Here is a 26120-nt window from a genome sequence, read left to right as displayed (position 1 = left end):
ATGCCGACCCACCAGCCGCCGGCCTGACAGTATCGGCGCAGCCAAACAATTCAAATGATACTTTCGCCTGTTGTCAAGCTTCGCCGCCGGGCGCTGACTATTTCGTGATCTTGGACTGATTGCATCTGTCCGGCGGCGCCGCGGTCGTGGTTGCTGCGCGACGCGTAGACCTTCGCGCGCCCTCTGGGTGTACCCGAAGCCAATTCTTCAAATGCGACCAGTCACGTATACGCCCTCGCAACCGCAGCTTCGTAGAACGCAGCCATGGGTTCACTTGCCGCCGAGCTCCGACTTCTGGGTGTGGCCGCCGCTCTCGGCGGCTTGCTGGTGATGATGTTGGCTGGTGCGCCGAACATCGCTTCGGTGGGCTGGGGCCTCGTCGGTCTCGTTTTCTTCGGAGCGACCCGGCTCGTCCCGTACCGTAAGCCGGCGCCAGTGATTGCTAAGAAAGCGGTCGACGTGGAGCCAGCGCACCCGACGGACACGACGCACGGGAGCGAAGCCAGCCTTCCCGTTGCTACGGTGCCGGGCGATGTCCATGCCGCACTCCACCGCAAAGTTCGCCTGATACGCCCAACAAGCCCGATGCTGGCCTCCTCGGTCCTGCCCCGCTCGCGGGTTGCGCGGTCGCCGTCGACGACGTGATCGCGCAGGCTGGATCGGCGTCGGGCCGGGGATCGGGGCAGCATTCCGTCTGCGCGCGAGGCGAGCGGGACGGCTCAGACTTTCCCGAGGGCGATCGTCCCGTCATCCATGAACGAGAAGACGATCCCGTGCGTCCGCAAGGCCCTCATCGCGGCCTGCAACGCGCGCCGGGAGGCACTCACGTCCTCGTCCTCGAGCCGGCGGACGGTCGAGAACGAGAGTCCGGCCGCTTCGGCGAGTTGCTGCATCGACCAGTCGAGCAGAGCGCGACCCGCCCGCAAATGGATGCCGCGGACAAGCTGCTCCAGGCTCTCGCGCATGACAGCGGGCACGGCCCCGTCGAGATGGAGCGGTGCGATGTAGTTGACCCAACCCTCGTCGGCGCCGCTCGCGTTCCGCATCGGCACCATCACCATGCGATAGGGTACGATCTCGCCGCTTGCCAGAATGAGACGCGGACGCGTGTGGACGACCTGCCGCGTGAGGTAGAGTTCTCGACCGTGGTCGCGCCAACGCGCACGTTCCTCCTTTAGGACGGGCAGCGTCGGCTCCTCGAGCAGGGCCTGTCTCGGCAACCCGACCAGCTCCAGCCACTCGGGGGAAAAGTCGGTGTAGGGGTAGACGGCGGTGACGGAGGTGAACGCCCTGGTCTGCTCGAAGAGGGCTCTCTTGCGCCGACGGTCCGCGGCCTGCGCGCGCGCCAGCATCTCACGGTCGCTCACATCGATCAGCACACCCATGGCCTGAAGCGGGCGCCCGTCCGCCGCCATGACCACCTCGCCGCGGCTCATCACCGTGCGCAGCGTTCCATCAGGGCGAATGATCCGGAAGGTCTGCTGGATCATGTGGCCGGTCTGAAGCAACTCCGACGTCGAGGTGATGCTGTCCCGGTCCTCCGGATGGACGAGGGCGAAGAGCAGGCCGTACTCCGCCCGGGCTGACGTCGGTTCGAGGCCGAGAATGCGAAACAGACCCGGCGACCAGACGTGCCGATCGGTGGCGAAGGTCCACGACCACGTTCCGGTCAGGCCGAAGCCTTCGACCATGCGAAGGATTTCGTGGGGCACGATCGGGGACACGGCCGCGGGCATATCCCAGTTTCTCTAACGAGCGAATGCGTTCTTGCGACCAGATTGTGCGCTGGCGCTCCGCTTGTGACCTCGATAGCAGAGGAGCGCTGAGAGCGAACCCAACATATATTGACGCATTTGCAATTCAGCTTTTCCTTCCGCGAGAAGGCGTCAAAGGACTCGCTCCCAGATGCGGCGCGATAACGATCGCCGCATTCTCATCCACCAACCGGTGGCCTGGATACGGGCCATTCTGCTGAGAGGCGGCTGAGGGAAAGCTTGCCGGCCCTGATCCGGCAACGCGCCGACGTCCGTTTTTTCGGTTCGGTCATCGGCGGCAGGCAGCGCCGCCTGTCCGCCACCCTTTGGGGCTCGACGCCTATCCGGCGGATCGCCGCGCGGCATCCGTCGGTATCATTGTTGATTTGGTGCCGGTCGAGCGTCCCCCTTGGGGCTGCGGGCCGGTCCAGCATCTGCGCTCGCGCCCGTATCCCGCGCGATGTCCCGGCCGAGGCGGAGAACCGCGAGCCCAGCCACAACCAGCACGGCGGCCACTGCCGCCAACGCGTCGTCGAAGCGTCCGGTCGCATCGCGGATCCAGCCCATGAGGGCGGGTCCGGCAAATCCGCCGAGGCTTCCGAGCGCGTTGATCAGGGCGATGCCGCCCGCGGCCGCGCTGCCCGTGAGGAGGCGGGTCGGCAAGGTCCAGAAGGTGGGCAGAGCCGCGAAAACGCCGAGCGCCGCCGCACTGAGCGCGGCGATGGTCAGGAGCGGTGTGCCGGCCCGGCTCGCGGCGAAGAGGGCGAGGCCGGCGGCCACGGTCGGGATCGCGACATGGCGGGTGCGCTCACCCGTGCGGTCGGAATGGCGCGTCCAGACCAGCATGCCCGCAGCCGAGACGATGTAGGGCACGGCGGTCACGAACCCCGTTGCCGTCGTCGTGAAGCCGAAGCCGCTCACGATCTGCGGCAACCACAGGCCGACGGCGTAAAGTCCGGTGCTGAGCCCGAAATAGACCAGCCCGAGCCCGAGCACCCGCGGGTCGAGCAGGGCTGCACCCAGATGCGCCGTCCGGTTCGGGCTGAGCCGGCGATCCTCCGCCATCCGCGCCACGAGGCTCGCCCGTTCCTCAGCGGTCAGCCACGAGGCGCGTTCCGGCCGGTCGGTCAGCACGAACAGGGTCGCGATGCCGAGAAGCAGGCTGGGTGCGGCTTCCAGCAGATAGAGCCACTGCCAGCCCGCGAGCCCGAGCCAGCCTTCGGTGAGGCTCATGACGAGGCCCGAGAGCGGCGCACCGATCGCCGCCGAGAGCGGCACCGCCATCATGAAGGTGCCGACGATGCCAGCGCGCTGTCGGGCGGGAAACCAGTAGGTGAGATAGAGGATGATGCCGGGGAAGAAGCCGGCTTCGGCGAGCCCGAGCCCGATGCGCACGAGGTAGAACGACCATTCGCCGACGACGAGTGCGGTCGAGGCCGAAACCAGCGACCACGTCACCATGATCCGCGCGATCCAGAGCCGCGCCCCGACCCGTTCGAGGATCAGGTTGCTCGGCACCTCGAACGCGACGTAACCGAGAAAGAACAGCCCCGCGCCGAACCCGTAGGCCGTCGCCGACAGGCCGAGATCCCGGTTCATGGTGAGTGCGGCGAAGCCGACATTCACCCGGTCGAGATAGGCGAAGAAGTAGCACAGCATCAGGAACGGCAGCAGCCGCCGCGCCACCTTGCTCGTGAGCGCATCCGCCATGCCGTCACCCCGTCCGATCGCCTTGCCGCATGCCGTGCTCGGGGATCTCGTAACGGACTTGCCGAGGGCCGGATAGAAGCGGCTTCAGGCCCCGCGACGGCTGTGACCGCAGGGCGGGGCAGGAATGGGAAAATAGAACTATGTTGTCCCAAACGTGAAGCGAAGCCGTTGGCGATGTCAGGCCCTCTGACTGGCATATCGGAACCGCCGCAGCGCCGTCGGGATTCCCTGTGACGGGGCGTGCTCAGGCATGGGCCCGAGACCATTACAGGAGGACGCCATGGGTCTGTTCACGAAGGACATCAAATCGCTGGACGACCTCTTCGTGCACACGTTGCAGGACGTCTATTACGCCGAGAACCAGATCACCAAAGCTTTGCCGACGATGATCGGGAAGGCGACGAACGCGCAGCTTCGCCAGGGCTTCGAGACGCATCTGCGCGAGACGGAAGGGCAGATCAAACGCCTTGAACAGGTGTTCGAGATGCACGGCCACAAGCCGAAGGCGGTCAACTGCCCTGCCATCGACGGGATCATCAAGGAAGCCAACGAAACCGCCGGCGAGGTCGCCGATAAGGAAGTGCTGGATGCCGCCCTGCTCGCAGCGGCGCAGGCGGTCGAGCATTACGAGATCGCCCGCTACGGCACCCTCGTCGCCTGGGCCAAACGGCTCGGCCGCGACGATTGCGCGGCGGTGCTCCAGCAGACGCTCGACGAGGAAAAGGCGACTGACCAGAAGCTCACGGCTCTGGCTGAGAGCCGGGTGAACCAGAAGGCGGCCTGACCCCCGACGAGAGGACCGCCGCAGTTCCGTCACCGGTCGGCTCTGATCGAATCGGCAATCCGGCGATCCTTTGATGCCGGACGTCGCAGTCCTCGCGCCTTCCGGCGCGAGGGCCTTGCGCGCAGGCCAACCGTTCCCTTTGCTCTGTCCGCGTCTCACATCGAGCCGCCTTCACACCGGTATCGCCGATGACCGCCCTCTTTCCGTTCGACAACAGCTACGCGCGCTTGCCCAGCCACTTCTTCGGCCGGGTCGCGCCGACGGCGGTCGAGGCGCCCCGGCTGATCCGGCTGAATCGGGCGCTCGCCGTGGATCTCGGCCTCGATCCCGATCGGCTCGAAAGCCCGGAGGGCGTCGAAGTGCTGGCCGGACGGCGGGTTCCGGAGGGCGCGGAGCCGCTGGCGGCAGCCTATGCCGGGCATCAGTTCGGGCAGTTCGTGCCGCAACTCGGCGACGGGCGTGCGATCCTGCTGGGCGAGGTCGTCGGTCGCGACGGGCGCCGCGATGTCCAACTCAAAGGTTCTGGCCCGACCCCGTTTTCCCGCCGGGGCGACGGGCGCGCCGCCCTCGGGCCGGTGCTGCGCGAGTATCTCGTCAGCGAGGCGATGCACGCCCTGGGCATTCCGACCACCCGCGCGCTGGCCGCCGTGACCACCGGCGAGCGGGTGATCCGCGAGACGGTGCTGCCGGGCGCAGTGCTGACCCGGGTGGCTTCGAGCCATATCCGAGTCGGGTCGTTCCAGTTCTTTGCCGCCCGCGGCGACGTCGAAGGTCTGCGCGCGCTCGCCGACCATGCCATCGCGCGCCACGATCCCGAGGCGGCGCGGGCCGACAATCCCTACCGCGCCCTGCTCGACGGTGTGATCCGCCGTCAGGCCGAACTGGTCGCGCGTTGGCTCACCGTCGGCTTCATCCACGGCGTGATGAACACCGACAACATGTCGATTGCCGGCGAGACCATCGATTACGGTCCTTGCGCTTTTCTCGACACCTACGACCCGGCGACCGCCTTCAGCTCCATCGACCGCAATGGGCGCTACGCGTACGGCAACCAACCGCGCATCGCCCTCTGGAACCTCACCCGACTCGCGGAGGCGCTGCTGCCTCTTCTCTCGGAGGACGAGACGCAGGCCGTTGCCGAGGCCGAGGCGGCGCTGACCGGCTTCGCCGGTCAGTTCGAGGCGGCCTATCACGGCGGATTGAACCGCAAGCTCGGTCTCGCCACGACGCGCGACGGCGATCCCGCGCTTGCGGGCGACCTGCTGAAAACCATGGCCGAGAACGAGGCTGATTTCACCCTTACCTTCCGGCGCCTGGGCGAGGCTGTGCCGGGACCCGATGGCGAATCGGATCCGGCCGCTGTCGAAGCCGTGCGGAGCCTGTTCATCGATCCGACCGCATTCGATCGCTGGGCCGCAGGCTGGCGCAGGCGGCTCAAGGACGAGGCCGGCGATGCCGCCGCCCGGCGGCAGATCATGAGGGCCGCCAATCCCGCATTCATCCCACGCAACCACCGCGTCGAGGAGATGATCACGGCCGCGGTCGAACGGCAGGATTTCGCACCGTTCGAGACGCTATTGACGGTCCTTGCGCGCCCCTACGACGACCAGCCGGATTTCGCGCGATATGCCGAGCCTCCGGAAGGCGGCGGGCGCGGATATCGCACCTTCTGCGGAACCTGAGAAAGAATTTTTTTCAATTTAGTATGTGGATCGCAAGCAGTATCAAATACATTTGCCGTGTCGGCATCGTTGAATGATTTTGAAAAATACAATCGCGGTGAATTTCTCGATGATGGTGCGCCTCTAATCACCCTCCTCGATCTATCATCGTCTGCGATGTGGTCGAGGGGCTCATCATAGCGCAAACCGTCCGCTCACCTCAGACGGTTCGACTGTCGCTCGCTGGCCGGGATGCGCTGCTCGGCCTCCGAACCGTCGCGGCAATCGGAGGGTCTTCGCGCCGAGGTGACGCACTGCCCAGGGGCGATGCAGGCGGCCTGACACAGTGGAGCGGCGGGACGCGTATCGAATACAAGCTTTGTCGCCGCAAATACGGGATATGCGGATTGACGGGAGGGTGCGCATCGCTTACTCCGCGCCCCTCACCTGCAGGATGTCACGTGCAGGGCGCTCGCCGAAACTCGGCGGGTCAGCGGCGAACGGATCGACGATGCGCACGGTTCTTATCGTAGTGGAAGCGCCACAGACGGGGCGGGCTTGATCTCAAGCCTGACAGGCCCGGTCGGTGGCGCATGCAGGGTCCCTCGGGGCCCTTTTTTATTGCGCGAAATCCAGCGGGCCGGCATGCGGATCGGAAGACGAAGAACGGATTGATGGAGGAATCGATGAGCGGCGAGGTCATGACCGGGGCCCAGATGGTCATCCGGGCGTTCCAGGATCAGGGCGTGGATACCCTGTTCGGCTATCCGGGCGGCGCGGTGCTGCCGATCTACGACGCGCTCTTCAACGAGACCAAGATCCAGCACGTGCTGGTGCGCCATGAGCAGGGTGCGGTCCACGCGGCCGAGGGCTATGCCCGTTCGTCGGGCAAGGTCGGCGTCGTCCTCGTCACGTCCGGCCCCGGTGCCACCAACATCGTCACCGGCCTCACCGACGCGATGCTGGACTCGATCCCGCTCGTTGCAGTGACGGGTCAGGTTCCGACGCACCTGATCGGCTCCGACGCGTTCCAGGAATGCGACACGGTCGGCATCACCCGCCACTGCACGAAGCACAATTACCTCGTCAAATCGATCGAGGACCTGCCGCGCATCCTGCACGAGGCGTTCTACGTCGCGAGCCATGGGCGCCCCGGCCCGGTCGTCATCGACCTGCCGAAGGACATCCAGTTCGCTTCCGGCGTCTACTCCCGCCCGGCTCAAGACGGCCACAAGACCTACAACCCGCCGGTGAAGGGCGATTCCGACAAGATCCGCGCAGCGGTCGAGCTGATGGCGAGCGCGCGCCGTCCGGTCTTCTACACCGGCGGCGGCGTCATCAATTCGGGCCCGGAAGCCTCGCGGCTGCTGCGCGAGCTGGTCGCCGAGACCGGCTTCCCGGTCACGTCCACGCTGATGGGCCTCGGTGCCTTCCCGGCCTCCGATGACAAGTTCCTCGGAATGCTGGGCATGCACGGCACCTACGAGGCCAACCTAGCGATGCATGACTGCGACGTGATGATCAACATCGGCGCGCGCTTCGATGACCGCATCACCGGCCGCCTCGACGCCTTCGCGCCGTTCTCGAAGAAGATCCACGTCGATGTCGACGCCTCCTCGATCAACAAGGTCGTGAAGGTCGATGTAGGCATCCTCGGCGATTGCGCCGCGGTGCTGGAGGAGATGCTCGCCCAGTGGCGCGCGCTGCCGAAGCAGCCCGACAAGGATCGGATGGAGGACTGGTTCAACAAGATCAGCCGCTGGAAGTCGCGCGACTGCCTCGCCTACTGGCCGTCGGGCACGATCATCAAGCCGCAATACGCGGTGCAGCGGCTCTACGAGGCGTGCAAGGACCGCAAGACCTTCGTCACGACCGAGGTCGGCCAGCACCAGATGTGGGCGGCGCAGTACTTCAAGTTCGATGAGCCGAACCGCTGGATGACCTCGGGCGGCCTCGGCACGATGGGCTACGGCCTGCCGGCGGCGATCGGCACCCAGCTCGCCAACCCGGACGGCCTCGTCATCGACATCGCGGGCGAAGCCTCGATCCTGATGAACATGCAGGAGATGTCGACGGCGGTGCAGTACCGGCTGCCGGTCAAGATCTTCATCCTGAACAACGAGTATATGGGCATGGTGCGCCAGTGGCAGGAGCTGCTGCACGGCTCGCGCTACTCGCAGAGCTACTCGGAGAGCCTGCCGGACTTCGTGAAGCTCGCCGAGGCCTACGGCGCCAAGGGTATCCGTTGCGAGAAGCCCGGTGAGCTCGACGCGGCGATCCAGGAGATGCTCGACTATGACGGTCCGGTCATCTTCGACTGCATCGTCGACAAGAAGGAAAACTGCTTCCCGATGATCCCGTCGGGCAAGGCGCACAACGAGATGCTGCTGTCCGACTATCTCGGTGAGACCGGGGTGGAGATCGGCGACGTCATCTCGGCCGAGGGCAAGATGCTGGTCTGATCGGACCCGCAGCGCGCGAACGCCCGGACCGCCATGCCCAGCGTCGCCCGTTTCGATCGGTCAGGGCCTCCGTCCGCGGAGGCGCCTGACCCATCGGCCCGCTGCCGCGCGGGTTCGCTTCGGCCAACCCGCGGGCGGTGGCAGGGCGTCGTGTCGGCGCGGGTCCAGCTGGGGCACCGTGGCGGCGCGCTCCGCGGCGGTGAGGTCGCTGCGCTTGCGCAGCAGCACGAAGAACTCGGTCTCGTACGGACGGGTCGGCTCCAGGGCCGCGCATTCGTACGGGAGCAGGTCGAGGGCGAGGAGTTCGGTGAGGGCGCGGGCGAAGCTGTACGGCGTGAACACCGTGCAGTGGACGTCGATGTGCACGCCGCTTGCGATGGCGGTCGCGGTGGCATCGAGAGCCGCCGGCGGACCGCCGACGATCGGCCTGTCCGGAGCCGGCGTGCCGCGCCACGTGGCGCGCACGTCGATCTCGCTGGCCCTGGCGAAATGTTCGTAGACGGCCTCGGGCGGTGGCGTGCGCAGCCGCAGCAGATGGGCGGCGACGAGCGCGCCGACGCTGCTCGGCGTGCGGAAATGGTCGAAGGTGAAGCGCTTGTCCGGCACCATGAGGCAGAACACGCCGCCCTCGTTCAGGGCGTCGCCGCATTCCCGCAGCCAACCGATGCAGTCGGGAACGTGCTCGACGACGTGCGAGGCGACGATGTAATCGACCGGACCGCGCGAGCCGAGCGCCCGCGGCAGCCCGCCTTCGCCGAGCACGACATCGACGGGAACGATCCCCTCGATGCCGGCGGGGCCGAGGGTCGGGTGGTCGCGGTACTGGTGGCGCAGCCCCTCGGTCGAGAGGTGATCGGCATAGAGGACGTTGCCGTCGCTCTTGAGGAGGATCGGGCGTGTGAGGGGCCCAAGCTCGACGCCGGTTCGGCCCTGCGGCCGGACGAGATTCAAAACACGCTGACGCCGATCCATGGCGCGGCCGGTATCATGCCATCGGCAGGCGGGTCCAGCACTCGCGTGCCGACCTGAGGTGGCGCAGGTGAGATCGTAAGAAGATCAAGTTGAGGGACGCGACGAAATGAATGCGATGAACACCCACTACCCCGAGCCCACGCGGATCGAGAGCGTCAACCGCCATACCCTCGCGGTGGTCGTCGACAACGAGCCCGGTGCGCTGGCCCGCATCGCCGGCCTGTTCTCCGGCCGCGGCTACAACATCGAGAGCCTGACGGTCTCTGAGACGGAAGAGGCACGCCACCTCTCGCGCATCACCATCGTCACCACCGGCACCAACGCCGTGATCGACCAGATCAAGGCGCAGCTCGACCGCCTCGTCCCGGTGCACCGCGTCGTCGATCTGACGCTTCAGGGGCAGGCGCTGGAGCGCGAGCTGTGCCTCGTGAAGGTGGCCGGCACCGGCGAGCACCGGAGTGAGGCCCTACGCCTCGCCTCCGCCTTCGGCGCCCGCACCCTCGACGCCACGCTGAACTCCTTCGTGTTCGAGCTGACCGGCTCGACGGAGGAGATCGACCGCTTCATCCGCCTGCTCAGCGTGATCGGCCTCGTGGAGATCTCCCGCACCGGCATCGCCGCGATGGGGCGCGGCGCGGAGCCGCTGTAACTGGGCATTCCCGCGGACGGCGCTATTCTTCGGGAGGCGTCGTCCGCAGCGATAAGAAGCCCATGACCGCCCGCACCCTCTACTACGCCCCCGGCGCCTGCTCGCTCGCCTCCCACATCGTGCTGGAGGAGATCGGCGCACCCTACGAGACCATTCGCCTCGACCTCGCCAAGGGCGACCAGCGGGCGCCGGAATATCTCGCGATCAACGAGCGCGGACGCGTACCGGCCCTCTACGAGGAGGGCTGGGTGCTCACCGAGAACGCCGCGATCCTGCGCCACCTCGCCCGCTCCCATCCGGAGGCAGGCTTGCTACCGGAGGATCTGCGCGGGCAGGCGGTGGCCGACGAGTGGATGGCGTGGCTCTCGACCGGGCATCACATCGCCTACGCCCATGTCCGCCGGCCCGAGCGCTACAGCGCCGACGAGGCCGCCTTCCCGGAAATCCGGGCGAAGGGGGCCGACACGTTCGGCGATCTCTGCACCATGACCGAGGTACGTCTCTCCAACGGCGGCTGGGCGCTCGGCGAGCGCTACAGCGTCGTCGATGCCTATCTCCTGGTGTTCTGGGTCTGGGCCCGCGGCCCGACGATCGGCTTCGATATGCCTGCGCTCTTTCCGGCCTGGACAGCGCATGCCCGCCGGATGGCCGAGCGCCCTGCGGTGCGCGCCGTCTCCGCCCGCGAGGGACTGGCGCTGCCGGCCTGAGGTTTCGGCACGCGGTCCGACGGTGATCCCTTCGTTGGCCGGCTGCCGACGGGGGCATCGCACGTGGCGCGGGAATCGCTTGGCTACGACACCCGAAGCGACCTCACCGTGTGGAATCGAACAAAGGTGAGGGTTTCGCGGGCGGCATGGAACGCGCCGGGCGCGACTCGGTTCTGTCGCTCAGGTTCAATGACCGAGGACGAGACGAGGGCGGCTGGCGGCGATGTGCGGGATCTGCGGAGAGATCAACTTCGGCGGGACAGCCGATCCGAACGCCGTGCGGGCGATGATGGAGGTTCTGCGCCCCCGCGGTCCCGATGCCGGCGGGCTTCATGGCCAGGGCGGCGTCCTGTTCGGCCACTGCCGTCTGAAGATCATCGACCTGTCGGAAGCCGGCCAGCAGCCGATGGTCGATGCCGAGCTCGGGCTTTCGGTCGTCTTCAACGGCTGCATCTACAACTACAAGGACCTGCGCGAGGAGCTCGTCGGCAAGGGCTACCGCTTCTTCTCGACCAGCGACACCGAGGTCGTGCTCAAGGCGTTCCACGCCTGGGGCCGGGATTGCGTGAAGCGCTTCCTCGGCATGTTCGTCTTCGCCGTCCACGAACGCGACTCAGGCCGGGTCACGCTCGCCCGCGACCGGCTCGGCATCAAGCCGCTCTACTACGCCGAGACCGGCAAGCGCTTCCGCTTCGCTTCCTCGCTGCCGGCCCTGCTCGCGGCGGGCGATGTCGACACAACGATCGATAAGGTGGCGCTCCACCACTACATGAGCTGGCACGCGGGCGTGCCGGCGCCGCTGACGATCCTCAAGGGCGTGCGGAAGGTCCACCCGGCCACGACGCTGACGTTCGAGCCCGATGGCTCGCGCCGCGAAGAGACCTACTGGTCGCTTGTGGTCGGTCCGCGCGAGGAGGACCGCCACAGGACTGAGGCGGATTGGCGCGCAGCGGTGCTCGACTCGCTCACCACGGCGGTCGCGCGCCGTCAGATCGCCGACGTGCCGACCGGCGTGCTGCTGTCGGGCGGTCTCGATTCCTCGGTGATCGTCGCCCTGCTGGCGAAGAGCGGTCAAAGCGGCCTCAAGACCTTTTCGGTCGGCTTCGACGCGGTGAACGGCGTCGAGGGCGACGAGTTCAAGTACTCCGACATCATCGCCGAGCGGTTCGAGACCGACCACGCCAAGCTCATCGTGGACGGCTCGCGCACGCTGGAGGCCCTGCCGGCGGCGATCCATGCCATGGCCGAGCCGCAGATGAGCCACGACGCGGTGGCCTTCCTTCTGCTTTCGCAGGAAGTCGCCAAGCACGTGAAGGTGATCCAGAGCGGTCAGGGCGCCGACGAGGTGTTCGGCGGCTACCATTGGTATCCGAAGCTGATGGGATCGACCGACCCAACGACGGATTACGCGAACGCCTATTTCGACCGCGACCACGCGGAGATGCGCGAGGCGCTCACACCCGACTTCGTAGACAAGGATTACAGCCGCGACTTCATCGCCCGCTTCTTTGCCGACTCGCAGAGCGCGAGCGCCATCGACAAGACCCTCGACCTCGATCAGCGGATCATGCTCGTGGACGATCCGGTCAAGCGGGTCGACAACATGACCATGGCCTGGGGGCTTGAGGCGCGCGTCCCCTTCCTCGATCACGAACTGGTCGAACTCGCCGCTCGCATTCCCGCCGAACTGAAGGTGCGCGACGGCGGCAAGTACATCCTCAAGGAGGCCGCCCGCGCCGTGGTCCCGGCTGAGGTGATCGACCGGCCGAAGGGCTACTTTCCGGTCCCGGCCCTGAAGCACATCCGCGGGCCGTTCATGGAGTTCGTGCGCGACGTTCTCGACCGACCGGCGGCCCGCGAGCGCGGTATCTTCAACCGGGCTTACGTCGATCGCCTGCTCGCCGATCCCGACGGGACGCTGACGCCGAAGGGCAATTCCAAGCTCTGGCAGGTCGCGCTGCTCGAAGCGTGGCTGCAATCGCACGGCATCTGATCCGCCGCTCCTGCGTTGCACGCATGAACCGCCGCGCCGACATTCGCCGGCGCGGGCGGCATCACTCACAGTGACGTTGATCCACCACGATCTTGGATTCTCCACGATCTTGGCCGATGCGCACTGCGCTGGAACGCTGCGGGAGACCCCAAACGATGTGTCGCTGGATCGCCTATCGAGGCCGCACGATCCCGCTCGAGCATTACGTGACCGAGCCGGCGCATTCGCTGGTCTCGCAGAGCATCAAGGCGCTCGAATCGACTGCGAGCACCAACGGCGACGGCTTCGGCCTCGGCTGGTACGGTGACCATCCCGAACCCGGCCGCTTCCGCGAGGTGCAGCCGGCATGGTCCGACGAGAACCTGCGCTACATCTGCCGCCACCTGCATTCGCACCTGTTCTTCGCCCATGTGCGGGCGGCGACCGGCACGCCGATCACCCGGCCGAACTGCCACCCCTTCGCCTGCGGGCCGTGGCTGTTCATGCATAACGGGTATATCGGCGACTGGGCGCGGCTGCGCCGGCCGATCGAGGCGCTGATTCCCGACGAACTTTATCCCTCGCGCAACGGTACGACCGATTCCGAGGCGCTGTTCCTGGCGATCCTCGGCCAGGGTTTGATGGCCTCGGAGGTGAAGCGCGACCCGATCACCGCCACGACGCGGGCGCTCGCTGCGGTGACGGAACTGGTGGGCGGCATCGAGGGCGGGCACCCGTTCCGCTTCACCGCGGCGCTTGCCGATGGACGCGACCTCTACGCCTTCCGCTACGCGGCCAACGATGCGGCCAACAGCATGTATTACCGCCAATCGGCGGATGGCGTCGTGGTGGTTTCGGAGCCCTTGGACAAGGAGCACGCGACCTGGACCCCGGTGCCGGACAACAGCGTCGTGATCGCCCGTAAGGACGCGCTGGTCGAGGTCGTATCGCTGAAGGAGTTCGGCCTCGCCCGGACGTCCCGCCTGCCGCAACTGCAGATGCAGATGAGCGCGTGACCAGGTACGGCGCCGAGCCGCGCTCGGCGCCTTCGATCCTGAGGGGCTATAACCGACCTGATTGCATCAGGTCGGCGCCCCTCGGTCGTTGTATTGACGCATCTTCTTTGACGAAGCGGTGGCCGCTTCGTCGGGTTGCGCTTTAGGCCATCCAGGTCGAGCCGCTGACGGCGGACAGCGTCATGCTGTCGGAGCCGACATCGGCGGCGCTGTAGCCGAGGATCTGCGCGAGTTGCTCCCGGGCACGCCAGACCCGGCTCTTCACCGTGCCGATGCGGCAGTTCATGACGGTCGCCGCCTCCTCGTAGCTGAGGTTCTCGATCGCCACGAGGATCAACGCCTGCCGCATCGGCAGGGGAAGCTTGGCGAGCGCGGTCTGCGCATCCATCAGATCGACATGGCCCGATTGCTCGGGTGCCGCTGCGAGGCGCTCGGCGTAATCGCCGTCGCTGTCGGCGACCTCGCGCACCTCCTTGCGGTGGCGCGAGTAGAAGGCGTTGCGCATGATCGTGAACAGCCACGCGCCGAGATTGGTGCCGACGGTGAAACGCGCGCGGCTGCGCCATGCCCGTAGGAACGTATCCTGTACGAGGTCATCGGCGGCCGACGGGTTCTTCGTCAGCGACATGGCGAAGTTGTAGAGGGCGCGGCGTCATCTCGATGATGGCGGACCGGAACGATTCCTCGTCCTTCCCTTCCTGGGCGACGAGGACGGTCTCCAGCCTGGCCAGCAAGGCGTCGAAGCGACCGGCTTCGACACCCGGATTCCCCGGCATCTGCGCATAGGCATCGGCGAGAAGCGCTCCGAGGCGTTGCTGGACAGCAGCAGGGAGCGTCGGCACCTCGTCATCGGGGTGCAAGGCGAGGTCGTCGAGGGTCGTCTTTGGCATCAGGTCCTGTGGCTGGTCACGGACGCGCGCGTGGGTTCGTGCCCCAACGCCGGACTTGTCTCGCGATTTGCCGTCCCCTGCGCCAACATAGATTATCAGGGCTCGAAAGAGCGTATCGGCGTACAGACGAATAGGCAGGCGGTCCAAATCCAACGGCGCTCGCGGTCGAACCCGTGTGAAAGCCAGCCTCACGTTCTTTTTTTCCAGTCGCGTCGAACGAACGGCGGCGATCACGGTTGAAACTGCGCAGTTTCGCGACCGTGTCGTGAGGGGGATCGTGCATCGTAATGGGTCGGCCACTTCGGGTAATCGTGATTTCCGCGGCCGCCATCGGCACCGTTCTCGTCGCCGGCTCTCTCGCCCGCTTCAGCTACGCGCCGATGCCGGAGGCGGACGACCTTCTCAATCCCGAACGCTCTCCGATCGAGACCGCTTTCGACGTCCTCGGCCGCCGCATCGCACGGGACGAGGCCGAGCGGCTGAAAGCCACACCGGAGGGACGCAACGCCCTGTCGCCGGAGAGCGGCGCCGTGGCGATCGACGACGCGCTGGTGAAGCGGGGCCGCGAAGCGTTCTACCGCGAGACGTTCGGCAACGAAGTGTTTCTCTCCGACGTGATGGGCATGCTCGACGGGGGGCTGACGCCCTTTGAGGTGGCGCGCGCCATTCTCATGCTCGGCGGCGCCGGCACCACCAACCTGAAGGTCCGCATGGCCCGCGACGTCACCGTGGGCGATCGGGTCTGGAAGACGGGCGAACTCGTCTCGACGGGCCTCGACGTGCCGCGCGGCTCCCCATTCATCCTCGGCATCCGTACCTTCTACGACCGCGGACATTTGCGTATGGGCATCACCTGCGCGCTGTGTCACACGGCGGTCGATCCGCAATCGGGCAAGGTGGTGGAGGGCGCGCCCAACACCGATCTCAATGCCGGTCTGCTGATGGCGCTCGCCAGCAACGCGACCGCCTACTTCATGCATGGCAGCGCCGACCCGTCCGCCCATCCGGGTGATCCGGCCCGCAGCGTCACCACCGAGGACGGTGCGAAGACCGCCCTCCCCGATCCCGCCCGGTTCGAGGCCGCGGCCAAGGTGGAGGTCGCGAGCTGGCCCGCTGGCAGCTTCGATTCCTCCGCCGATCGCGAAACCAACCCGACCTCGATCCCGTCGAGTTTCTCGGCCTACGGCGAGCCCTATAGCTGGAGCGGGCGTGCTGGGATCGGACCATTCAAAGGGCTGTCGGCGCTGAACAACAACGTCCACGCGGCCAATTCCGACACCACCCAGCAGACGAAAGCCGCCAAGACGCTGTTCGGGCTCGATCCGCAGGTCTATCTCGGCACGGTTCTGCAGGGCGCGGCGGTGGCGGCCCTGCGCTACGATCCTGCCTCGGGTAAGCGCCCGACGGATGTGCTGGGGGCGGCCGACCCGACGCCGGGGGCGCCGGGCCTCAACAGCTACGCCGTGCTGCCGTCGTTCCCCGCCACCAATTACATGACCGATAACGGCCTGCTGGCCTCGGTCTCCGGGGAGCCGGCCAACTACGCCAACAACGCGATGTCGGCTTTCCAGAACCTGTTGCGCGCGCCCGAGCCTTCCCTCGATGCCGAGCGGGTGAAGAAAGGGCGGGCGGTGTTCGAGCGCGCCGGCTGCGCCGGTTGCCATTCCGGGCCGGCGCTCACCAACCATCGGGTCATCCCCGTGGGGGAGATCGGCACGCAGCCGAGCCGTGCGCACTCGACCGTCCGGATGGAAGCGCGCCTCGCCCCGCCGACGATCTTTGCCACCGACACGCCCTTCCCGCTTCCGCCCGATCCCAAACTCGTGCCGATCCCCCTGGAGGGCGACGCGCTCAAGCAGGTGCAGCTCGCCTGGGCCCATGCCGGCACCGGGGGCGGCTACAAGGTGCCGAACCTCGTCGGTCTGGCCTGGAGCGCACCTTATCTCCACGATTCCGGCGTCGCGGTCGGTGCCGACGCCGACGCGCAGCTCGGCGTTCCAGGCACGCTCGATGCGGGCATCCCGCCCGATCCGGCCAACAGCTTGCGGGCGCTGGTCGATCGCAACCTCCGCGCAAAGGTCGTCGCGGCGAACAAGGCCTCAGCGAAGGCGCGCACCGCGCGCGTCACGGGCGAGGGGCACGCCTACTGGGCCGATACTGAGGCCGGAGTTTCAGGCGAGGAGCAGGCGGATCTCGTCGCCTATCTTCTGTCGGTCAACCGGTTGACCGAACCTGTGCCGGTGCCATGACCGCGACCCTCCCTCGGTCGAGGCCGCCGCTGCGACGCATCGCCCGGATTGCGTTTCGCGGTGATCCGACGCGGCTGCGGCTGGTTAACCTCGATCGATCCGGAAACCGTGGCTCTCCCACGGCGTGAGCCACCCCAGCGAATGAGCCCGAACCATGAGCGTTTTGGACGTGCTCCCGCTCCTGGCCTTCCTGGCACCGATGCCGCCGATCCGGCCGGAGCCGCCATCGCCTCCGCGGATGCCGGATTGGTTTCCCGCCTTCATCATGGGCATGACCGTGTTCATCATGGTCGCGCCGATGGTCGCCATCTGGGGCTTTCATCGCTCCGAGCGTTCGTTCCGCTCGACCTGCGAGGCGGCGGGCGGACAGGTCGTACACGCCTCGCCGGCCGACGACGCGGTTCGCTGCCGCCGGTTCTGAACAGCCGGGTTTCGCTGAAGCCGGACTCTTCGTTTCGGATCGCGAGACCCCACAAAAAAGCCCGCGCCGGCCGAGCCGGGCGGGTCGAAGTCTCGGAGAAACAGGCAGGAGACCTGTTGAGCGGGTAACCGGCTTCGTCGGGCGCGGTTCATCCATTGAATCGAGAAAGTGCCCTGCAACCTTGCGCTTCAGGCGCCGCTTCCAGGGCCATCACTCCGAGTCAGGCTTGGAACGACAAGACGGCGCGGGTTCCGCTTGAGCCGGGAACGTAGGTCAGCACCGAGCGCAGGTTGGAAGCCATGGCCCGGATGATGCGCGAGCCGAGGCCGGTGCCCTTGGCCTCCCCCTCCCCTGTCCAGCCGATCCCGTCATCTTCGACGGCGAGCGAGGGCGTGTCGGGGCTCTCGCGCATCACCTGGACGCGGATCTCGCCCTGGGTCTCGGCGGGATAGGCATACTTGTAGGCGTTGGTGACGAGTTCGGTGACGACGACGCCGAGCGAGACCGCCTTGTCGGTGGCCAGCCGGATCGGCTCCGCGTGCAGGCGGATGGCATGGTCGCGCCCCGACGCCTTCATCGCGAGCTGCAACTCCTCGACGAGCCCGGTCAGGTAGGCATCGAGCTCCACGGCCTCGACATCCTCCGACGTGTAGAGCCGGCGGTGGATGCCGGCGATGGCCGAGATGCGGGCCTGCATCTCTTCCAGCGCGTCCTTGGCCGCCGGGTCCGTCACCGCGTTGGTCTGCATCCGGGCGAGCGCTGCGACCAGGGTGAGGGAGTTCGCGACGCGGTGGTTCACCTCGCGCAGCAGCAGCTCGGCCCGGTCGCGCGCCTCGCGGACGGCGGCTTCCGCCCGCTCCTTGTCGCGCCGCAGCGCCTCCTGACGCAGGGCGGTATCGACCGCCTCGCCGAGCAATTCGCGGAACTGGCCCTGCACGTCCTTCCAGACGTAATCGACCGCGCCCGCTTTGAGGGCCGCGACCGCCACACGGCTATCCTCGGAGCCGGTCACGTAGATCACCGGCGGCGCGTCCGGCAGGGCCCGGAGCAGCGGCAGCAATTCGAGCCCGGTCCGGTCCGGCATGTGATGGTCGAGGGCAATGAGGTCGATCTCGCCCACCTGCGCCCGCGCCAGCCCGTCCGTGCCGCTCGCTGCCAGCTCGACATGGTGCCCCCGTGCCTGGAGCGAGCGCTGCACGAGGCGCCCGAGCCCAGGGTCGTCGTCGATGTAGAGGATGCGGCAGGAGGCGGCGGGGGCGTCGCTCATGAGTTCTCGGGAACCTGAATGACCGAGAAGAACAGCCCGAGCTGACGGATGGCGTTGGAGAAGCCCTCGTAGTTCACGGGTTTGGTGATGTAGACGTTCGCCCCGAGATCGTAGCAACGCTGGATCTCGCGGCTGTCGTCGGTGGTCGTGAGAACGACGACCGGCGAACGCTTGGTGTGCGGATTGGCCTTGATCCGCTCCAGGATGTCGATGCCGGTCATGTCGGGCAGGTTGAGATCGAGCAGGATCAGGAGGTGGCGCCGCCCGCTCACCTCGCCGGTGCCGTCGGCTCCAAACAGGAATTCGAGGGCCGAGGTCCCGTCGCGAAACGGCAGAATCTCGTTGTTGACCCCCGCGCGCCGGATGTTGCGCTCGATCAGCCGGGCATGACCCTCGTCATCCTCGATCATCACGATGCTGACGGTATGAAAAGGGGGCTGCATCGCTACTCCGCGGCCAGGGTCATCGTATCGGGAGGATCGAGTGTCGCGGCCCCGCCTCGGCCTGTAACCGGCTCGCGCGGCAGCGTCACGATAAAGGTTGTGCCGACACCGGGTTGTGACGAAACCTCGATCCGGCCGCCGAGCGCGCGCACCAATGCTTTCACGCTGGCGAGCCCGATCCCCTCCCCCGGTTGATCCTGCGTGCCGGACCGCCGGAACAGCTCGAAGATGCGGCCATGATCCTGCGGTGCGATACCTCGCCCGGTATCGGAGACGTCAAAACGGATCCGGTTGCCGGGTGCAGGCTGGGCCGTGACCTCGATCGTTCCGTGACGGGCCGGATCGAGATATTTGAGAGCGTTGTCGATCAGGTTGCCGAAGACCTGCTCCACGGCGAGCCGGTCGGCCACGATCGAGGGAAGATCGTCGGCCACCGTCACTGTCACACCCTTGCGCCCGGCCTGATGACGCTGCGCGTCGGCGATGCCGCGGATCACGGATGACATCGCGAGCGGCTCCGGGCTGAACCGGCGCCGCCCCTCCCGCGAGAGCTTCAGGATGGCGGCGATCAACCGCTCCATCTTGACGATCGCCGCCTGGATGAAGCTCAGCGCCTCGGTGATGTCCTCATCGATCCGCGCGCCCTGCGGATGGTCGCGCAGGACTGTGCGCAATTCCTGGCGCACCGCCTCCAACTCGCTCGTGAAACCCATGACGTTGACGAGCGGCGCGCGCAGGTCGTGGCTGACGATGTAGGCGTAGCGCTGGATCTCCTCGTTCGACTCCCGCAATTCGGCTTCGGCCTCGCGCTGCTCGGTGATGTCGGTATGGACGCCGACCCATTCGCGGATGGCGCCGTGCGGGTCGAGCACGGGGATCGCGCGGATCGAGAAATGTCGCCACAGGCCGTCCCGGGCGCGCACCCGATGCTCGTGCAGGAAGGTGCTGCGGGCGGCGACGGTCGCATTCCAGGCCTCGACGCTCGCTTGCCGGTCCTCCGGATGCACGGCGTCGGCCCAGCCGAAGCCCTCGTACTCGGCGCGGGTTTGCCCCGTGAGGGCGGTCCAGCCGGGTTGTTCGCCCGTCATCCGCCCCTCCGGGTCGTTGGTCCACAGCACGCCGCGCACGGCCTGTACGGCGGCCCGGAAACGCTCCTCGCTCGCCCGTAACTCACCCTGGATCCGCTGCTGATCGAAAGCGGAGGCGAGCATCGCGAGGAATAGGATCACGAAGGTGACCCCGGCGACGTAGAGGGCGAGATTCTGCTGATCCACGCTCGTCGCGGCGAGATGGGCGGAATGGGCGCCGGCTTCCTCGGCGGTGATCGTCGCGGCCGCCATGCCGGTATAGTGCATCCCGGCCACGGCCACGCCCATGATCAGGGCGGCCGCGAAGCGCTGCCAGACGCTCGTCGGCCGAAAGGTCAGCCACAGGGCGATGGTCGCCGCGGTGATGGCGATCCCGACCGAGAGCGCGACGACCGGCACGCTGTAAGCGAGATGGCCGGGCATCCGCATCGCGGCCATCCCGGTATAGTGCATCGCCGCCACGCCGATCCCCATCACGGGGCCGGCGACGAGGACGTCCCAGCGGCCGGCCCGTCGACGGCCGACCCAGGCCAGGGCCGCGCCGGTCGTCCCGACCGCGATGAGCAGGGACAGCAGGGTGTGGCCGAGATCGTAGGCGGCGGGCAGGCCCATCTCGAAGGCCAGCATCCCGACGAAGTGCATCGACCAGATGCCGCCCCCCATCGCCAGGGCGGCACCCAGAAGCCAAGCCCAGCCCAGTCCGGCTGCGGCGGCCCGCACGCGGCCGCCGAGATCGAGCGCCGTGTAGGAGGCGAGCACGGCGATGGCGAGGGACAGCGCCACGAGAGCCGGATTGTAGCCGGTGGAAACCATCGTCGTGCCGAATCTCGTAGGCTGTCGATACGTTCTTGCGCCACGAGCGCCGTCGGGTCGGCTCTACGAACCGCGACGACGCGAGCCGGGCGCGGCACGGCTGCCCGAGATCCACTTCAGTTATCGTGCCGGCGCGTCTGACGCTATCGCGGCCCGCCACTGAGATCATGTCCCGCCCGGTACCGTAAAAAGTGATGCGAGCGTTTTAGATCGGAAAAAGCCTGCAACCCGCTTGCTTCGGTAACTACCTTAGGTAGGAAACAGATGCGGCCATGCGCGGAATGTCGCACGGATGGCGAACTAGTCAGGCTGAGTACCAGAACCAAATGCGGCAGAAGCGATCGGATTGCCTCATGACCTCGCCGCTCGTGGCCTCATCCGGTCGAGCGCCACTCGACGAGGATGGGACCGTCGCGTCTCAAGCCCTCGGGCCTGTCTTTTCGGAGACGGTCCAGAGCGCGCGGATGGAGCAGCCGTTGCGTGATCCCTTGGCACGCAAGCTTGCGACCTATGTGGATCTGACTCCTGGCGATTTGCTGGACCTGGAAGAATGGGCCGCAAACGGCCGCCGCTTCGCCGCGCAGACGCCACTCTTGCACCAGTCCGACGTCCCGGAGAGCGCCATCCTGGTGCTCGATGGCTTTGCCTGCCGCTACAAGTTCCTGACGAACGGGCGCCGGCAGATCACGGCCTACCTTCTACCGGGGGACCTGTTCGAACTCGATCTCGATTTCCGCCTGCCGCTGGACTGCGCGGTCGGAACGCTGACCGCCTGCCAACTCGCTTTCATTCCACGTGCCGACTACGAAGATCTCATCGGGCGACGTCCGCGGATCGCCCGCGCCCTGCAGATGGTTCGGCTCACCGAGGCGGCGACCCTGCGCGAATGGATCACCAATCTCGGCTCCCGGTCCGGCCCCGAGCGGCTGGCGCACTTCCTCTGCGAGATGCTGCTGCGCCTGCGGACGGCCGGTCTCGCCCCCGGTAATCAGTACAGCTTCCCCATCACGCAGGCCGATCTCGCCGACACACTCGGCATGTCGTGCGTTCACATCAATCGCGTCCTGCAGAAGCTGCGTCGCGATGGCCTGATCGAGCTCTCCGGCCGCAGGCTCACGATCTTGAAGCCCGAGGGGCTCAGGCTGCTGGCCGAATACGATGCGTCTTATCTGGAGCCGGCCGCGGTCCCGCTGCGGCCCTCCGCCATCGACAAACTCACCGCCTGACGACGTTCGGCGCCGAAGCGGCGTCTCTCCCTCGCCTCGCCCCTCATTGACTGTCGGTGGGCTGTACCCCGGCCCTGGCCGCCGTCAGCACCGCCTCCGGCAGGGTGCGCGCCCCGAGCGCTTCCATCACGCGGGCTCGGTGGATCTCCACGGTGCGCGGACTGAGGCCGAGTGCCCGGCCGATCGACTTGTTCGTGCCGCCTGCCAGCAGCCCCTCCAGAACTTCCCGTTCTCGGGGCGAAAGGGCCGCGATGCGAAGCTTGGCGTCGTCATGTGCGTGGCTGCGCTCGGTGTCGGTGCGCAGTTCGGCCAACGCGGTCGAGACGGCGGTAAGCAGCACTGCCGGCTCGCACGGCTTTTCAAGGTAATCGACGGCGCCGGCCTTCATGGCGCGCACACCGAAGCCGACATCGCCCTGGCTGCGCCCGATCACGAGCACCGGCAGCGCGAGCCGGCCGGCCCTGAGCGCTTTCGCCACCGTGAGGCTCTCCGGTCCGGCGGTCTCGATGTCGAGAATGACACAACCCGGCTGCAGGGCGCTTGCGACCTCCGCCAGCGCTGCGGCCTTCGCGAAGACCTGCACCTCGTAGCCAGCGCGTTGCAGCAGCCCGAGCAGCGCTCGTCGCGCGGGCGCATCCTCATCCACGAGGTAGATCCGTGCGCCGGTGTGACCCACGACATCTTCGGCGATGCCGCCCAGTTGGCGAACGCGGCCATCCTCCCTGGCGATCGGGAAGACTGTCTCGCGGATCCGCCTCACAGCGCCGTCCGACGGGCGCAGGATGCGGTACTCTTGGACGACGGCCTCACCATCCCAGACCCGTTCGAGCGTGCGCTCAACGCTGTCGCGGTCGTCCGAATGGATCGTTTCAAGCCAGCTTTCGAGGGAGGGCAGCCGCTCCGGCGCGACGCCCCAGACACGCTGGAGGGCATGATTGAGGTAAGTCAGTCGGCGGCTCTCCAAGTCGGCGAGCCACAAGACGTTGGTCGAATGTTCGGCAAACCGCCGGAAGCGCTGGTCGCTCGCGCGCCGGATTTCTGCCACCTCGCGCTCTTCCTCGACGAAGAGGAGTACGGCCGGCTCCTTTCCATTTTGGGTGCGTGCGTTGTCGGTCGTCCCCGGGAGAGGCACCCCGCTGATCCGTGTCCACCGCCCGGTTCCGTTATCCCCGCGGTGATGGAAGCGCGTGCCCGGGACGCGATCGCCACGCAAGGCCCGTGCAAACGGATGATCGCGCGGATCGAGGACGGTGCCGTCCCCCGCATAGCCGGTCCAATGCGGGGCCGCATCGGAATCGGCACCGGGCACGCGGCCCTGTGACAGAAGAGGCTGCAGAAGGGCATTTGCGACGAGGGCCTGACCGTCGGACCCGAACAGCCCAGCGCCGACCGGCAGGTGATCGATCAGCGCCCTCAACGGCTCGTTCCGCTCCCACGATGCGAACCCCGCCTCCTCAGGCCGAGGGCGGGCGACGGAGGGCTGCCGCTGCGCGTCGAGGAGAAGCCCGATGAGTTCGGAAAATTGCTGGAACAGGCCCGTGATCTCCGGGCGATCCAGCGCGGCGGGCTCCTTTCCGATGGCGCAAAGTGTTCCGAAGATCTCCCCTTCCGGCATCGTAATCGGAAAGGAGATGTAGCTGCGAAAGCCGAGAGATCCGGAACTCGAAGGTCCAAGCACCGCCGTATCCGGGCCAACATCGTCGATGACGACCGGCCGTCGATGCCGCCGCACTTCCCGGCAGGGCATCGCGTCCGCGCCAAGCACGGTGTCTGCCTGAAGGCCGAAACCGGCGTCATCCCTGACCCGGCAAGCCAGCCACGTCTCGTCCGTCACCTGCGCCACAGCCGCAAAGCCTAGACCCGTGGAGCGACAGACGATCTCGAGCATGGTCGGGATCGCCGCGATCCGCTTCGCTGCAGCGACATCAGGCGATCGGTCGGATTTGGTGTCCGGACCCGTCCCGGAGGAGTTCATTGGGTGAACTCCCGCCCCGATCCCCTTACGGCATGCGACTTCGAACCAGGCATGCGTAAATAGAGGCAGCTGATGGATATCTCGGGCCTTATCCAAATAGGCCCGGCACGAAGTGAATCAGTAAGCTCATAGTGTCGCCGATAAATGACTAATACGTCTCTGATGATAATCATGTCGCATTTTCATTCTGCTAAACATTTTGAATAACAATCATCTTTAAGTGTTTGTGGACAAATCGCCGGCACGGCTTAAACATTGTCGGAATTGCGTTGTTTTTAGCGCCGGAGACTGCATCCGTGAGAAGGGTCGTTGCAGTCCAAGTCCAGCCTGCTTGGACGAAAACGCGTCACTCGAGAAATCGTGCCAACTTATCCCACGAGGAAACGGGTATAATGCGAATCGGGTCGATCGACGGGTCAGCGCACGTAGGAAGAGCTCGGGATGGGGTTGGGTTGGACGACGCGCGTGTCGGATGCCGTAGGAATCGCCTTGGATCGAGGCTCGGCCCACACGGAATGAGAGTTTGCCCCGGCGCGAAGGGAGGCAGGGATTTCTGCCCGCCGGGAGGGGCGTAACATTGCCTCGACAATCCTGGATGCGCAGTTAGGTCGAGGTGGGAAGCAGCCGGTATCAACCCGAAAGATGCATTACGAGAAGCTGGTCAATGAGAGCGGTGAGTGCATCACGCGCGGGACTTTCTTGTTCGCGTCGCAGAAAGACCGAAACTCTTTCCTCCGTCGTGTTCTGACCAGCATCTTCTCCGATCCGGTGGATGACCGGTTTGCCCTGTATGTCGAGCATCAACAACCAGTGATTGACGTCTGCGTCTGCATTGAGGGGCTGAAACTCTTTCGAAACCTCGAACGCAGCTACTGGAACGCCAAGCGCATCCGCGAGTTCTCGCAGGCGCATCGAATCTGTCATGGAAGTCAGCTGATTACAGCGCGGGAGAGAATCTGTGCTCATGCCCTACGACTTCCCCTCGCTGCCAGAACGACCAGTATGGAGCTTGACGGAAGTTTTTCCTTTAGTCGTCTACATATTTTAAGCGTCGCTTGGGTGTCACAGTATGCCGTATGATACAAAGCGATACTGGCTTGGATTTCTGCCGGATGCCTTGATTGCGTCTCAGGTTGGCATTTGGGAAACGGATTTCGCAAACGATCGCACCGTTGCTGACTCCATCACCGCTGCGTTGTTCGGTCTCGATCCAGTGCAGGCCGCAATAGGATTGCCTCTGGCGGCTTACACGAAAGCGATTCTTCCTGCCGACCAGGACGAGTTTTTTACCAACATCGATCGCGTCTGTGAGCAGGGCGGATTGTTCGTTGTTGAGTATCGCGTGCGCTCCGTCGAACGTGGCATTCGTTGGGTCTTGGCTCGGGGGCACTACAAGCGCAATACTCAAACAGGAAAAGTCCTCGGACGAGGCATTGTCGTTGATATTACCGAAGGTAAACTGAACGGGCAGGCGGAAGATCGCGCACTCTTCGTCCGACCAAACCGGAACGAACCGCCGCTCGATCAGATCGCGACCTATGCCCTTCAAGCACGCCGTGCAGTTGATGACGTTGCAGGGCATGATGGGCCAGCTCTGCGGTCGGCCATCGACGGTCTACTTTGGGCCGTCGGGCGTGCCCTTGCCAAACGGAGTCGTTTCTAAATATTTATTGAATTTTCGCGGTCATCTTCTGATCGAAGCGTTGGATCGTCTCCTCACCGAGCCGGCTTCGAAGGCCGGGCAATCGAAGGCTTCCGCTGCAACGCGTGACGATTCATTACCTCCTCAGAAAGGTTCCTTTCGACGAGATCAGTCGCCGCTTGCTCGCCGAGTTCGTCGCCATTCGGAACGGGCCCGGCGCGACCGATGCCACGATCCGGCAACGCCGCGCAGTTCTGGCTCCGTGTTCACGATCGCGATCCGCTCAGAACGGGCGGACACATCGCCGGTCATCGCGTCCAATAAGCGTCCGTGACGCTGAGCCGCCCTCGTACACGCGTCCTGCGCGGGAGGATGTGACCTGACTGGTCTTATGGAGCGCGCTGATTGAGGGGCAATTT

At 66.2% G+C, this 26120-nt stretch carries 20 protein-coding genes and 1 pseudogene; 12 read left to right on the top strand and 9 right to left on the bottom strand.

The window, feature by feature from the left end:
* Nucleotides 1-264 precede the first annotated feature (264 nt).
* On the top strand, nt 265-645 hold the full coding sequence (locus M2437_RS07790) for a hypothetical protein (RefSeq protein WP_253387038.1): 381 nt from the start codon (nt 265-267) through the stop codon (nt 643-645).
* A 74-nt stretch (nt 646-719) separates the two neighbouring features.
* On the opposite strand, the gene M2437_RS07785 is transcribed toward M2437_RS07790, so the two are convergent.
* Both M2437_RS07785 and M2437_RS07780 read right to left on the bottom strand, forming a co-directional pair.
* Nucleotides 720-1691, bottom strand: a complete 972-nt coding sequence (locus tag M2437_RS07785) for a PAS domain-containing protein (protein WP_253387037.1) — start codon at nt 1689-1691, stop codon at nt 720-722.
* A 438-nt stretch (nt 1692-2129) separates the two neighbouring features.
* Nucleotides 2130-3464: an MFS transporter gene (locus M2437_RS07780; protein ID WP_253387036.1), complete on the bottom strand. Its 1335-nt coding sequence runs from the start codon at nt 3462-3464 to the stop codon at nt 2130-2132.
* A gap of 280 nt (nt 3465-3744) precedes the next feature.
* Between M2437_RS07780 and M2437_RS07775 the strand changes: the two genes are divergently transcribed.
* The 3 genes from M2437_RS07775 (at nt 3745) to M2437_RS07765 (ending at nt 8371) form a co-directional block, all read left to right on the top strand.
* Nucleotides 3745-4248, top strand: coding sequence for a YciE/YciF ferroxidase family protein (locus M2437_RS07775; protein ID WP_003598253.1), 504 nt, complete (start codon nt 3745-3747; stop codon nt 4246-4248).
* A 188-nt stretch (nt 4249-4436) separates the two neighbouring features.
* Nucleotides 4437-5930: a protein adenylyltransferase SelO gene (locus M2437_RS07770; RefSeq protein WP_253387035.1), complete on the top strand. Its 1494-nt coding sequence runs from the start codon at nt 4437-4439 to the stop codon at nt 5928-5930.
* A 665-nt stretch (nt 5931-6595) separates the two neighbouring features.
* Nucleotides 6596-8371: an acetolactate synthase 3 large subunit gene (locus M2437_RS07765; RefSeq protein ID WP_012255891.1), complete on the top strand. Its 1776-nt coding sequence runs from the start codon at nt 6596-6598 to the stop codon at nt 8369-8371.
* 60 nt (nt 8372-8431) lie between these two features.
* Here the strand turns inward: M2437_RS07765 and M2437_RS07760 are convergent, their stop codons facing one another.
* Nucleotides 8432-9343 carry a methyltransferase domain-containing protein gene (locus M2437_RS07760; RefSeq protein WP_253387034.1) on the bottom strand — a complete coding sequence of 304 codons (912 nt, stop codon included), beginning with the start codon at nt 9341-9343 and terminating at the stop codon, nt 8432-8434.
* Between the two features lie 106 nt (nt 9344-9449).
* Between M2437_RS07760 and ilvN the strand changes: the two genes are divergently transcribed.
* The 4 genes from ilvN to M2437_RS07740 all read left to right on the top strand — a co-directional run bounded on the left by ilvN (nt 9450) and on the right by M2437_RS07740 (nt 13687).
* The gene (gene ilvN, locus M2437_RS07755) at nt 9450-9992 is read left to right on the top strand and encodes an acetolactate synthase small subunit (RefSeq protein WP_003598264.1); all 543 of its coding nucleotides are present in this window, start codon (nt 9450-9452) and stop codon (nt 9990-9992) included.
* A 62-nt stretch (nt 9993-10054) separates the two neighbouring features.
* Nucleotides 10055-10699, top strand: a complete 645-nt coding sequence (locus M2437_RS07750) for a glutathione S-transferase family protein (RefSeq protein WP_253387033.1) — start codon at nt 10055-10057, stop codon at nt 10697-10699.
* A 223-nt stretch (nt 10700-10922) separates the two neighbouring features.
* Nucleotides 10923-12692, top strand: a complete 1770-nt coding sequence (locus tag M2437_RS07745; protein ID WP_253387032.1) for an N-acetylglutaminylglutamine amidotransferase — start codon at nt 10923-10925, stop codon at nt 12690-12692.
* A gap of 155 nt (nt 12693-12847) precedes the next feature.
* Nucleotides 12848-13687: a class II glutamine amidotransferase gene (locus tag M2437_RS07740; RefSeq protein WP_012255895.1), complete on the top strand. Its 840-nt coding sequence runs from the start codon at nt 12848-12850 to the stop codon at nt 13685-13687.
* A 142-nt stretch (nt 13688-13829) separates the two neighbouring features.
* Here the strand turns inward: M2437_RS07740 and M2437_RS07735 are convergent.
* Nucleotides 13830-14577: pseudogene (locus tag M2437_RS07735) on the bottom strand (sigma-70 family RNA polymerase sigma factor).
* A gap of 287 nt (nt 14578-14864) precedes the next feature.
* Between M2437_RS07735 and M2437_RS07730 the strand changes: the two are divergent.
* On the top strand, nt 14865-16826 hold the full coding sequence (locus tag M2437_RS07730; RefSeq protein ID WP_301292891.1) for a cytochrome C oxidase Cbb3: 1962 nt from the start codon (nt 14865-14867) through the stop codon (nt 16824-16826).
* A 154-nt stretch (nt 16827-16980) separates the two neighbouring features.
* Nucleotides 16981-17247 carry a hypothetical protein gene (locus tag M2437_RS07725; RefSeq protein WP_003598276.1) on the top strand — a complete coding sequence of 89 codons (267 nt, stop codon included), beginning with the start codon at nt 16981-16983 and terminating at the stop codon, nt 17245-17247.
* Nucleotides 17248-17467: 220 nt separating this feature from the next.
* Here the strand turns inward: M2437_RS07725 and M2437_RS07720 are convergent, their stop codons facing one another.
* The 3 genes from M2437_RS07720 to M2437_RS07710 are packed head-to-tail and all read right to left on the bottom strand — an operon-like array spanning nt 17468 to nt 20858.
* Nucleotides 17468-18514 carry a response regulator gene (locus M2437_RS07720; RefSeq protein WP_253387030.1) on the bottom strand — a complete coding sequence of 349 codons (1047 nt, stop codon included), beginning with the start codon at nt 18512-18514 and terminating at the stop codon, nt 17468-17470.
* Nucleotides 18511-18957, bottom strand: coding sequence for a response regulator (locus M2437_RS07715; protein WP_015952952.1), 447 nt, complete (start codon nt 18955-18957; stop codon nt 18511-18513). The genes M2437_RS07720 and M2437_RS07715 overlap by 4 nt, the downstream gene beginning before the upstream one ends.
* Before the next feature lie 2 nt (nt 18958-18959).
* A complete protein-coding gene (locus M2437_RS07710; protein WP_253387029.1) occupies nt 18960-20858 on the bottom strand; it encodes an MHYT domain-containing protein in 1899 nt (632 codons plus the stop codon).
* 353 nt (nt 20859-21211) lie between these two features.
* Here M2437_RS07710 and M2437_RS07705 point away from each other — a divergent pair, with 353 nt between their 5' ends.
* Nucleotides 21212-22084 carry a Crp/Fnr family transcriptional regulator gene (locus M2437_RS07705; RefSeq protein ID WP_277570246.1) on the top strand — a complete coding sequence of 291 codons (873 nt, stop codon included), beginning with the start codon at nt 21212-21214 and terminating at the stop codon, nt 22082-22084.
* A 43-nt stretch (nt 22085-22127) separates the two neighbouring features.
* Here M2437_RS07705 and M2437_RS07700 read toward each other — a convergent pair whose 3' ends face one another.
* Nucleotides 22128-24059 (bottom strand): LuxR C-terminal-related transcriptional regulator, encoded by a 1932-nt coding sequence (locus M2437_RS07700; protein WP_309247820.1) that lies wholly within the window; start codon nt 24057-24059, stop codon nt 22128-22130.
* Nucleotides 24060-24689: 630 nt separating this feature from the next.
* A complete protein-coding gene (locus M2437_RS07695; RefSeq protein WP_253387026.1) occupies nt 24690-25025 on the bottom strand; it encodes a hypothetical protein in 336 nt (111 codons plus the stop codon).
* A 103-nt stretch (nt 25026-25128) separates the two neighbouring features.
* Here M2437_RS07695 and M2437_RS07690 point away from each other — a divergent pair, with 103 nt between their 5' ends.
* Entirely contained in the window at nt 25129-25722 is a 594-nt protein-coding gene (locus M2437_RS07690; RefSeq protein ID WP_076641606.1) for a PAS domain-containing protein, read from the top strand.
* Nucleotides 25723-26120 lie beyond the last annotated feature (398 nt).

Origin of the sequence: Methylorubrum pseudosasae (assembly GCF_029504475.1) — a bacterium.
Lineage (GTDB): Bacteria > Pseudomonadota > Alphaproteobacteria > Rhizobiales > Beijerinckiaceae > Methylobacterium > Methylobacterium extorquens.
Note: the sequence above shows the minus strand (reverse complement) of the source record. Positions and strands in the feature narration are given on the sequence as shown.

Coding starts and splice junctions, on each gene's coding strand:
- M2437_RS07705 (WP_277570246.1), top strand. CDS start 21,212: ATGACCTCGCCGCTCGTGGCCTCATCCGGTCGAGCGCCACTCGACGAG.
- ilvN (WP_003598264.1), top strand. CDS start 9,450: ATGAATGCGATGAACACCCACTACCCCGAGCCCACGCGGATCGAGAGC.
- M2437_RS07715 (WP_015952952.1), bottom strand. CDS start 18,957: ATGCAGCCCCCTTTTCATACCGTCAGCATCGTGATGATCGAGGATGAC.
- M2437_RS07710 (WP_253387029.1), bottom strand. CDS start 20,858: ATGGTTTCCACCGGCTACAATCCGGCTCTCGTGGCGCTGTCCCTCGCC.
- M2437_RS07745 (WP_253387032.1), top strand. CDS start 10,923: ATGTGCGGGATCTGCGGAGAGATCAACTTCGGCGGGACAGCCGATCCG.
- M2437_RS07720 (WP_253387030.1), bottom strand. CDS start 18,514: ATGAGCGACGCCCCCGCCGCCTCCTGCCGCATCCTCTACATCGACGAC.
- M2437_RS07765 (WP_012255891.1), top strand. CDS start 6,596: ATGAGCGGCGAGGTCATGACCGGGGCCCAGATGGTCATCCGGGCGTTC.
- M2437_RS07785 (WP_253387037.1), bottom strand. CDS start 1,691: ATGGTCGAAGGCTTCGGCCTGACCGGAACGTGGTCGTGGACCTTCGCC.
- M2437_RS07730 (WP_301292891.1), top strand. CDS start 14,865: ATGGGTCGGCCACTTCGGGTAATCGTGATTTCCGCGGCCGCCATCGGC.
- M2437_RS07700 (WP_309247820.1), bottom strand. CDS start 24,059: ATGAACTCCTCCGGGACGGGTCCGGACACCAAATCCGACCGATCGCCT.
- M2437_RS07690 (WP_076641606.1), top strand. CDS start 25,129: ATGCCGTATGATACAAAGCGATACTGGCTTGGATTTCTGCCGGATGCC.
- M2437_RS07790 (WP_253387038.1), top strand. CDS start 265: ATGGGTTCACTTGCCGCCGAGCTCCGACTTCTGGGTGTGGCCGCCGCT.
- M2437_RS07695 (WP_253387026.1), bottom strand. CDS start 25,025: ATGAGCACAGATTCTCTCCCGCGCTGTAATCAGCTGACTTCCATGACA.
- M2437_RS07775 (WP_003598253.1), top strand. CDS start 3,745: ATGGGTCTGTTCACGAAGGACATCAAATCGCTGGACGACCTCTTCGTG.
- M2437_RS07780 (WP_253387036.1), bottom strand. CDS start 3,464: ATGGCGGATGCGCTCACGAGCAAGGTGGCGCGGCGGCTGCTGCCGTTC.
- M2437_RS07770 (WP_253387035.1), top strand. CDS start 4,437: ATGACCGCCCTCTTTCCGTTCGACAACAGCTACGCGCGCTTGCCCAGC.
- M2437_RS07725 (WP_003598276.1), top strand. CDS start 16,981: ATGAGCGTTTTGGACGTGCTCCCGCTCCTGGCCTTCCTGGCACCGATG.
- M2437_RS07740 (WP_012255895.1), top strand. CDS start 12,848: ATGTGTCGCTGGATCGCCTATCGAGGCCGCACGATCCCGCTCGAGCAT.
- M2437_RS07760 (WP_253387034.1), bottom strand. CDS start 9,343: ATGGATCGGCGTCAGCGTGTTTTGAATCTCGTCCGGCCGCAGGGCCGA.
- M2437_RS07750 (WP_253387033.1), top strand. CDS start 10,055: ATGACCGCCCGCACCCTCTACTACGCCCCCGGCGCCTGCTCGCTCGCC.